This window comes from Streptomyces sp. TRM64462, assembly GCF_013362995.1.
Classification (GTDB): Bacteria; Actinomycetota; Actinomycetes; order Streptomycetales; family Streptomycetaceae; genus Streptomyces.
Genome location: NZ_JABWDV010000266.1, coordinates 1 through 9,337, shown reverse-complemented (window position 1 = coordinate 9,337; position 9,337 = coordinate 1). Strand labels below are relative to the sequence as shown.

The 9,337-nt window shown below is 72.6% G+C and carries 6 protein-coding genes; 3 read left to right on the top strand and 3 right to left on the bottom strand.

The genetic code is table 11. The features are described 5' to 3' along the window. Both HTZ82_RS12555 and HTZ82_RS12550 read left to right on the top strand, forming a co-directional pair. A partial coding sequence (locus HTZ82_RS12555) for a glycoside hydrolase family 95-like protein (protein ID WP_375540811.1) occupies positions 1-1,378 on the top strand: 1,378 nt, incomplete at its 5' end. A 34-nt stretch (positions 1,379-1,412) separates the two neighbouring features. Continuing rightward, positions 1,413-2,141 carry a hypothetical protein gene (locus HTZ82_RS12550; protein ID WP_175409431.1) on the top strand — a complete coding sequence of 243 codons (729 nt, stop codon included), beginning with the start codon at positions 1,413-1,415 and terminating at the stop codon, positions 2,139-2,141. Positions 2,142-2,222: 81 nt separating this feature from the next. On the opposite strand, the gene HTZ82_RS12545 is transcribed toward HTZ82_RS12550, so the two are convergent. The 3 genes from HTZ82_RS12545 to HTZ82_RS12535 form a co-directional block, all read right to left on the bottom strand. After that, complete coding sequence (locus HTZ82_RS12545; RefSeq protein ID WP_175409430.1) at positions 2,223-3,233, bottom strand: LacI family DNA-binding transcriptional regulator; 1,011 nt, start codon at positions 3,231-3,233, stop codon at positions 2,223-2,225. A gap of 192 nt (positions 3,234-3,425) precedes the next feature. Beyond that, positions 3,426-5,978, bottom strand: coding sequence for an alpha-L-arabinofuranosidase C-terminal domain-containing protein (locus HTZ82_RS12540; RefSeq protein WP_175409429.1), 2,553 nt, complete (start codon positions 5,976-5,978; stop codon positions 3,426-3,428). Between the two features lie 123 nt (positions 5,979-6,101). Further along, positions 6,102-7,163 (bottom strand): helix-turn-helix domain-containing protein, encoded by a 1,062-nt coding sequence (locus tag HTZ82_RS12535; RefSeq protein ID WP_175409428.1) that lies wholly within the window; start codon positions 7,161-7,163, stop codon positions 6,102-6,104. A 140-nt stretch (positions 7,164-7,303) separates the two neighbouring features. Here HTZ82_RS12535 and HTZ82_RS12530 point away from each other — a divergent pair. After that, on the top strand, positions 7,304-9,337 hold a 2,034-nt coding region (locus HTZ82_RS12530; RefSeq protein WP_254711810.1), incomplete at its 3' end, for a SpoIIE family protein phosphatase.

Genomic DNA, 9,337 nt, shown 5'->3' with positions numbered 1-9,337 from the left:
GGCGTACGAACGGGTGGTCCTGGACCTGGGCGGGAGCCCGGAGGAGCGGGCGCTGGCCGGGAGCGCGCTGCTGGAGCGGCCCGGCAGCCCCGCGCTGACGGAGCGGCTGTTCGCCGCCGGCCGCTACCACCTGCTGTCGGCGAGCGGCATGCTGCCGCCCCGGCTCGTGGGCCTGTGGACGGGCGACTGGGACACGGCCTGGTCGGGGGCGTTCACGACGAACGCCAATCTGAACCTCCAGACGGCGTCCGCGGCCGCCGCGGCGCTGCCGGAGGTGACGGAGGCGCACGCGAACCTGGTGTACGGGCAGCTTCCGGACTGGCGGGACAACGCCCGGGCGGTGTTCGGGGCGCGGGGCGTGGTGGCACCGTCGCACACCGACGGTGTGTCGGGCCACACGTACCACTTCCAGCGGGCGTACCCGCTGCATCTGTGGACGGCGGGCGCGGACTGGCTGCTGCATCCGCTGCTGGAGCACGCGGAGACGACCGGGGAGCACGACGCGCGGCTGGTGGCGGCGCTCGGTGAGGTCGCGGCGTTCTACGAGGACTTCCTGACGCGTACGGGCCCGGACGGCCGGGTCGTGATCGTCCCGTCGTACTCGCCGGAGAACCACCCGGCGAACGCGAGCTGGGTCACGGTCGACGCGGCCATGGACATCGCGGCCGCGCGTCACGCCCTGACGGTGGCGGCGGCGCGGCTGCCGGAGCGGGCGGATCGGCTGCGGGCGCTGGCGGAGCGGCTGCCGGAGTACCGGGTCAACGAGGACGGGGCGCTGGCCGAGTGGGCGTGGCCGGGGCTTGCCGACAACTACGACCATCGGCACCTGAGCCATCTGTACCCGGTGTGGCCGCTCGGTGAGGTCAACCCGTACGACACGCCCGTGCTGGCCCGTGCGGCGCACCGGGCGCTGGAGCTGCGGGGCGCGGAGAACGACTCGGCGCACGGGCACCTCCACCACGCGCTGGTGGCGGCGCGGCTGCGGGACGGCCGGCGCGCGGCGGGGGCGCTGGCCCGGGTCCTGGAGGGTGACTTCTTCCACGCGTCGCTGATGAGCGCCCACTATCCGGGGCGTGACGTGTACAACGCGGACGCGGCGCACGCCCTGCCCGCGCTGCTGATCGAGCTGCTGGTGCAGTCGGCGCCGGGGCGTCTGGTGCTGCTGCCCGCGCTGCCGGCGGGCTGGTCGCGCGGTGCGCTGCGCGGCGTGCGGACCCGGTTCGGGGCGCGCGTGGACCTGGAGTGGCGCGACGGCACGTGCACCGCGACGGTCCGGCCGTCCCGTACGGCACGGATCGATCTGAGGACCCCCGCCGGCGCGGAGCCGCTGGAACTGACGGCCGGCGAGGACCTGGTGCTCACGCTGGGCACCGGGTGATCCATCCCCTCCCCCCACCCGTGGAAGGAACACCATGGCACAACGCACACGCGGCAGGTTCCGTACGGCGCTGCTGGCGCCGGTCCTGGCGTTCGGCGCGACGCTCGGACTGGCGGCCGCGCCGGCGCAGGCGGCGGTCTGGCACACCTGCGACCAGTGGGGCAACACCTCGCTGAACGGCTACACGCTCTACAACAACATCTGGGGCCGGGGCGCGGGCGCCCAGTGCACCTGGGCGAACTCCGGGACGAACTGGGGCGTGTGGGCGGACCATCCGAACACGGGCGGCATCAAGTCGTACCCGAACGCGAAGAAGGTGGTCAACAAGTCGATCACCGGGATGTCGTCGCTGACCAGCAGCTACCGGGTGAACGTGCCGTCGTCGGGCGCGTACAACACGGCGTACGACATCTGGGACACGGACTACGACTACGAGGTCATGCTGTGGATGAACTACAACGGGCCCGTGGGCCCGCTGGGTTCGGCGCAGGGCAGCGTGGCGCTGGGCGGGCACAGCTGGAACGTGTACAAGGGCCGGGTCACGAACCCGGACGGCTCGTACCACGACGTGTTCTCGTTCCTGAGGACCTCGGACTCCACGTCGGGCACGGTGAACATCCTGCCGATCCTGAAGTGGATCAAGGACACGAAGGGCTGGTGGGGCAACGAGACCATCGGTGACGTCCAGTTCGGCTTCGAGATCACGTCGTCGGCGGGCGGGCTGAACTTCGTCACGGAGAACCTGACGGTCTCCGCGCGCTAGCGTCCCGGGCGCATGCGGCGGCCGCTCCCCGGTTCCCCCGGGTGCGGCCGCCGTTCCGTGTCCGCCGTGCGCCGTGCGCCGTCAGGGGGCCGGGCGGGGGCCTGTGCTTTCGCGGATGGTGAGTTCCGGGGCGAGGAGGACGACCTCGGCGGAGCCGCGGCCCTCCAGTTTGGCGACGACCTGCTCGACCGCGTGGCGGCCCATCTTCTGGGCGGGTACGGCGACCGACGTGAGCGGTACGGAGGCGTGGGCGGCGACCTGGTCGGGGCAGATGGCCATGACCGACACGTCCTCGGGCACGGCCCGGCCCTGCTGGCGGAGGAGGGCGAGGAGCGGGTCGGTGGCGGCCTCGTTCTGGACGACGAACGCGGTGGTGCCCGGGCGTTCGTCGTAGACGCGGGCCAGGGTGGCGGAGACCGCCGCGTAACTGCCCTCGCAGGGTCGGTGGAGGAGGCGGACGCCCAGTTCGGCGCTGCGTTCGCGCAGGCCGTTGAGCGTGCGCTCGGCGAAGCCGGTGTGCCGCTCGTACACGGCCGCCGCCTCCCCGATGACGGCGATCTCGCGGTGGCCGAGTCCGGCGAGGTGGTCGGCGCACAGGGCGCCCGCGGCCTCGAAGTCGAGGTCGACGCAGCTGAGCCCGGTGGTGTCGGCGGGCAGTCCGATGAGGACGCCGGGGCGGGCCGCTTCGCGGAGCAGGGGCAGCCGGTCGTCGTCCAGCTCCACGTCCATGAGGATCATGGCGTCGGCGAGGGCGCTGCCCTCGATACGGCGGACGGCGGCGGGGCCCTCCTCGCCGGTGAGGAGGAGGACGTCGTAGCCGTGGCCGCGGGCGGTGGTGGCGACGGCGATGGCGATCTCCATCATCACCGGCACGTACATGTCGGTGCGCAGCGGGATCATCAGGGCGATGATGTTGGAGCGGCTGCTGGCGAGGGCGCGGGCGCCGGCGTTGGGGTGGTAGCCGAGCTCCGCGATGCTCCGCTCGACACGGGCGCGGGTGGAGGCGGAGATGGACCGCTTGCCGCTCAGGACGTAGCTCACCGTGCTGGCGGAGACTCCGGCATGCTGAGCGACATCGGCAAGGGTGACCATCGACTCTCCCGGGCTGAAGACATACGAGGTGAAGCGCTTCGATTCGTTTCGCTCCGACATTAGATGCCCGCCCGGACCGTGTCCAGAGAATCTGTCGAAGCGCTTCGATACCGCTTCGATACCGAGCAAAAGGCCGGGGAGGGCGTGTCCGCCCTCCCCGGCCAGAGTAGTGAAGAGTCCCGGCACCCGCCCCTATCCGGTGGTCCGGATCCTCAGGAACGTCACCGAGTGCGCCGGGAAGGTGTGTGTGAACTCCCGCGCGACCCCGCTCAGCGTGGACTCCTCCGGCCGCACCGGCCGGTCGTCCGCCGTGTTCACGGCGTCGGGCGAGCCCTGGAGCGTGGTGACCCGGGCGGTCCCGGAGGCGGGCTCGGCACCGAGGTCGATCCGGGTGCGGGCGGGGGTCGCCTGCGCGTTGACGACCTTGACGATCAGCTCGCCGGTGGCGGCGTCGCGCGTGACGACCTGGCGGAACGGTTCGGCGGCGGTGTCGTCGGTGAAGCCGCCCCACCTCTGCCCGTCGAGGTAGAGGGTGACCTGGCGGCCGCGCACCTGGACGTGCAGGTCGTAGGTGCGGCCGGTCTCGACGGTGGTGGTGTTCTCGACCAGCGTCTCCTTGGCCCCGTCGACGGCCTTCTCGACGGCGGAGCGGGTGTTGTTCCAGCCGCCGAGGTTCCACCAGTAGTGGTTGCCGGTGTCGCGGACGCCGAAGGCGACGAGGAAGCCCTCGCTGCCTGCCTTCTTGGTGGCCTTCACCCTCAGGTCGTAGTTGTGCCACGACGGGTCGCCGGCCGTGACCAGGGTGTCCAGGGCGGCCTGGTCGGACTGGACGAACGCGCCGTCCCGCACGGCCCAGGTGCCGCGCCCGGCGGCGCGGGTCCACTGTCCGTCACCGGCCGAGAAGTCGTCCGCCAGCAGCGTCGTGCCGTCCTCGGCGGTGACGCGCACGTCGTCGTACGCGGCGCTGGTCGCCCAGGTGGACAGGCCGACCGCGCCCGTGATGGGCCCGGACAGGTGCGGGGTCCGTGACGCCTCGCTGGGCACGACCCGGTCGCCGGTGTTGTTCATGAACAGCTTCTGGACCTCGTAGCTCGTCGACCCCCACGAGCGGGACGAGTCGAACCAGATCATGTCGGGGCGCCACTGGTTCTGGTTCACGTCCGCGAGCAGCGGCGCGTACGAGGCGAGCTTGACGACGTCGGCGTTGCGTTCCAGGCCGGTCATGTAGGCGGCCTCGGACAGGGCGTTGAAGAACCTGTTGTCACGGGAGGCGTATTCGCCGAGGAAGACCTTCGGGCCCCGGCGGTCGTAGGTGTCGTAGCGCTCGTTGTTCTCCAGGAACCACCGGGGGCTGTTGTAGTAGTGCTCGTCGACCATGGCGACGCCGGCCCTGCGGTTGAGGTCCCACAGGCGGTCGAAGGTGGTGCCGGTGTCGTCGGGGCCGGAGTTGCCGACGACGGTGATGCCGGGGTACTCGGCCTCGATGGCGGCGCGGAACTGCTGGAAGCGCTCGAAGTACGCGTCGGGCAGGTTCTCCTCGTTGCCGACGGCGAGGTGGGTGAGGCCGAACGGCTTGGGGTGGCCCATCTCGGCGCGCTTGCGGCCCCAGGTGGAGGTTACGGGGCCGTTGGCGAACTCGATCAGGTCGAGGGTGTCCTGGATGTGGCGGCGCAGCAGGGCGTGGTCGTCGGTGGCCCGGTTCTGGCCGCAGCCGGTGACGAGGGCGGGGACGACCGGGAGCGGCATGGCGCCGATGTCCTCGGCGAACTGGAAGTACTCGTAGTAGCCGAGGCCGTAGCTCTGGTGGTAGCCCCAGAAGTTGGCGTTGACGGCGCGTTCCTCGACGGGGCCGATGGTGTCCTTCCACTGGTAGGACCGCTGGCGCTCCCAGTTCGGCGCCTCGTACGCCGCGTGGGATCCGGTGTTGACGAGGCAGCCGCCGGGGAAGCGGAGGAAGCCGGGTTTCAGGGCGGCGATCTTCTCGGCGAGGTCCTTGCGGAGGCCGTTGGGGCGGCCTTTGTAGGTGTCGCGGGGGAAGAGGGACACCATGTCGAGGCGCAGGACGCCGCCGCCCTCGGCGGTGACGGCGAGGCGGGCCCCGGTGGCGGCGGCGCTCGCGGTGAGCGTGCCGCTGTACCTGGTCCAGCGGTCGCCGTGGACGGTGACGGTGAGCGGGGCGGACAGGGCGGTGCCGTCGGCGGCCCGGAGCCCTGCGGTGAGGCGGGTGCCGCGGCGCTGGTCGGTGCGGGCCCAGACGGAGAAGTCGTAGCGGGCGCCCTCGCGTACGGTGATGCCCGTGCCGTAGCCGGAGTTGACGATGCCGTAGGCGGAGCCGGGGCCGCCGTGGCCGGCGAGGTCGACGCGCAGGTAGTTGCGGTTGCGCGCGTTGAGTCGGTCGTCGTCGTCGACCACCCGTACGGTGCCGGTGGCGCCGCCGGTTGCGGTCTGCTGCCAGGCCGTGAGCGGGGTGTAGGCGCGGTTGTCGGCGGTGGAGAACTCGAAGGACCGGTTCCGGACCAGTTCCGCGTAGAGGCCGCCGTCGGCGGCGTTGTTGATGTCCTCGTAGAAGACGCCGTACATGGTGGGGTCGATCGTGGGGCCGCCGCGGTCCGGGTGGACCGCGAGCGTGTAGTCGGCCGGCTCGGCCGCGGGGGTCGAGTCGGCCGCCCGGGTGGGGGCGGCGAGCACCGTCCCCACGAGGGCGGCCGCCAGCGCGAGGACGAGCCTCGGCCGTATGGGTGCCATGTGTGTGCTCCTGGATTCTCTTCTGTTCGATATACCGGACATTGACCAGGACTTCGAACAGGAAGATAGGCAGGGCGAGTTGACGCGTCAACGGTTACGACGGGGTTCCCGGGGCCGGCGGGGTCAGAGTTCCCGGCTGGGCCAGTCCAGGAGGCGGGCGCCGATCACGGCGGTCTGAAGGGTGTAGCGGTGCATCGGTTCCGCCGGGTTGGAGCCCGTCAGGCGGTGGATGCGGTCCAGGCGGTACGTGAGGGCCCGGACGCTCAGGCTCAGGCGGCGGGCCGCCTCCGCGGCGTTGCACCCGGCGTCGAAGTACGCCGTGAGGGTGTCCAGCAGCGGGCGGGCGCCGCCGCGGGCCTGCTCCAGGGGGCCCAGGGCGTTGCGTACGAGGTCGGCCATGGCCTGCCGGTCACGCGTGAGGACGGGGAAGACCAGCAGGTCGGCGGCGCGCAGCACCGGATCGTCGAGGTTCATGCGCTCGGCGAGGTCCAGGGCGTTGAGCGCCTCCTCGTACGAGTGGACGACCCCGCCGGGGCCCGAGTGCGGGCGGCCGATGGCGACGCGGCCGCCGTCGGTCGCGGCGTACGCCTGTTTGGCGAAGAACGTCAGCACGTCGTCCTGGTCGCCGGGCGCGACGCACACGAGCCGGCCGTCCTTGGTGGTGAACAGGATGCGCCGGTCGCCGAAGCGGCCCAGCAGCGCCTGCTCGACCTGCCGGGAGACCGGTCCGGCCTCGTCGTACGCGGTGCGGGCGTCGGCCACCGCCACGGCGTGGGCGCGGGCGAGCCGCAGCCCGAAGCGTTCGGCGCGCTCGGCCAGCCGGCCGAGGTCGCTGCGCCCGTACAGCAGGTCGTCGATGAACTCGCGGCGGGCCGCCTCCTCCTGGCGCACGGCGAGCCGCTGGGCCTGCTCGTAGCCCTCGGCGAACGCGTCGATGGCCTGCTGCACGGCGGCCAGCACACTGTCCGTGGAGTGGTCGCCGGGCCAGGCCTCGCGGGTCGCCGCCAGGTGCATGACGACGAGGGCGCGCAGGCCGTGGCCGGCTTCGGCGGCGCGCTCGCCCAGCGCGCGGCGGGCACGCAGCTCCTCGCGGTTGAGGCGCCGGCCCGTGGCGGACACCTCCGCCAGGATGGCGGCGTAGCCCTCCAGGTACTCGCCGGATATCTCCCGCTCCCGCGCCGCCACGCCGCTCCCCCAGTTGCTCGGTTCCCGTTGTCCTTGACGCCGTCTTGACGTCTCTGCTGGGTAAGGGTGCCAGACGTGCGCGGGGACGTCCGCCACCCGGTGCCTGGCGTTCGCCAGGGACGGGCTCGACAATGAGGGAGATGACGGACAACCGGGAGCACGGCGAAGGGCCGGAGCCGCACGGCGGGGAGATCGGGCCGACCGAGCGGCTCGCCATGAACCGTACGGGCAGTTTCGACTGGGACCTGGACGCCGGGACGATCGATGTCGACGTGGCCGGACAGCTCGTGTTCGGTCTGGAACCCGACGGGTTCGACGGGCGGCCCGCGACGCTGGTGCAGCGTCTCGACCCGCAGGAGCGGGCCCGTCTCGACGAGGTGATCAGGGACGCGCTGACCAGCGGCCGCTCCTCGTACGCGGCGCATTTCCGGCTGGAGCGTGAGGACGGCGGCGAGCAGTGGACGCACGTCCAGGCACGCATCCTGCGGGACCGGGACAGCAGGGCGCACCGGATCGTGGGGATCGTCCGGGACGCGACCTCCGAGGTGACGCACTCGGAGTTCGTCATGGAGCTGGAGAAGCGGCGGCGCCGGCAGACCGACATGGTGGAGCGGTCGACGCGCGCGATGTCACGGGCGGTGACGGTCGACGACGTGACGGCGGCGCTGACCGGGCCCGGGGGCCTGTCGCGGCTGGGGGCCGACGGGCTGGCGCTCGGCCTGGTCGAGAACGGGTCGCTGAACATCATCGCGCTGAGCGGCGACTCGCTGGACGTCCTGGACGATCTGCGGGTGCGGCGGCTGGAGAGCGGGCTGCCGCTGCACGAGACGGTGATGAGCGGCCGCCCTCTGTTCACCAGCGCGTTCCAGGAGCTGATCAAGGGCTATCCGCAGCTCGCGCCGTACGCGGGGCGGCTGCCGTTCCGGGCGGCGGCGTATCTGCCGCTGGTGGCGCAGGCGCGGACGCTGGGCGGGATGGTGCTGTTCTACCGGCGGCACACCACGTTCAGCGCGGACGAGCGGAACCTGGCGCTCGGTCTCGCGGCGATCGTGGCGCAGTCGCTGCAGCGGGCGATCCTCTTCGACGAGGAGCGTGAGCTGGCGACGGGCCTCCAGGCGACGATGCTGCCGCGCCGTATCCCGGCGATCGACGGCGGTGAGATCGCGGTGCGCTACCACTCGGCGTGGAGCGGCCGGCAGGTCGGCGGCGACTGGTACGACGTGATCCCGCTGCCGCGGGGCCGGGTGGGGATCGTCGTCGGGGACGTGCAGGGCCACGACACGCACGCTGCCGCGATCATGGGGCAGCTGCGGATCGCGCTGCGGGCGTACGCGGGTGAGGGGCACGCCCCGTCGACGGTGCTGGCGCGGGCGTCGCGGTTTCTGGCCGAGCTGGACACGGAACGGTTCGCGACCTGTACGTACGCCCAGGTCGACCTGGGCACGGGCACGGCGCGCGCGGTGCGGGCGGGGCATCTGGGGCCGCTGATCCGGCACACGGACGGGCGGGTCGGGGTGCCGAAGCTGCAGGGCGGGCTGCCGCTGGGCATCGCGTCGGTGTTCGGGGACGAGGAGTACCCGGAGACCCGGCTGGACCTGGTGCCGGGCGAGACGCTGGTGATGTGCACGGACGGGCTCGTGGAGGAGCCGGGTACGGACATCGGGCACGGCATGGCGGCGCTGGCGGAGGCGATCGGCGCGGGGCCGCCGGGTGCGGAGGCGCTCGCGGACCATCTGTCGCAGCGGTTCTGGGAGCGGTGGGGCGCGGGGGACGACGTGGCGCTGCTGGTGCTGCGGCGCAGCCCGGACCCGGGGACGACGCGGGCGCCGCGTATCCACCAGTACATCCACCAGGCCGACCCGGAGGGCCTGTCGGAGGCGCGGGCGGTGGTGCGGCGGGCGCTGCGCGACTGGGGCATGCGGGAGTTCGCGGACGACGCGGAGCTGCTGACCGGGGAGCTGCTCGGCAATGTGCTGCTGCACACGGAGGGCGGCGCGGTGCTGACCCTGGAGGTGCTGCCGGAGCCGGTACGGCGGGTACGGCTCGCGGTCCAGGACCGGTCGAGCGCCTGGCCCCGCCGCCGCACGCCGGGCGAGGCGGCGACGTCGGGGCGCGGGCTGCTGCTCCTGGACGCCTTGTCGGCCCGGTGGGGGGTGGAGCCGCGCGGCGAGGGC

Bases quoted from the DNA above. Each gene is read 5' to 3' on its own strand.
- HTZ82_RS12550 (WP_175409431.1), top strand. From the start codon at position 1,413: ATGGCACAACGCACACGCGGCAGGTTCCGTACGGCGCTGCTGGCGCCG.
- HTZ82_RS12545 (WP_175409430.1), bottom strand. From the start codon at position 3,233: ATGGTCACCCTTGCCGATGTCGCTCAGCATGCCGGAGTCTCCGCCAGC.
- HTZ82_RS12540 (WP_175409429.1), bottom strand. From the start codon at position 5,978: ATGGCACCCATACGGCCGAGGCTCGTCCTCGCGCTGGCGGCCGCCCTC.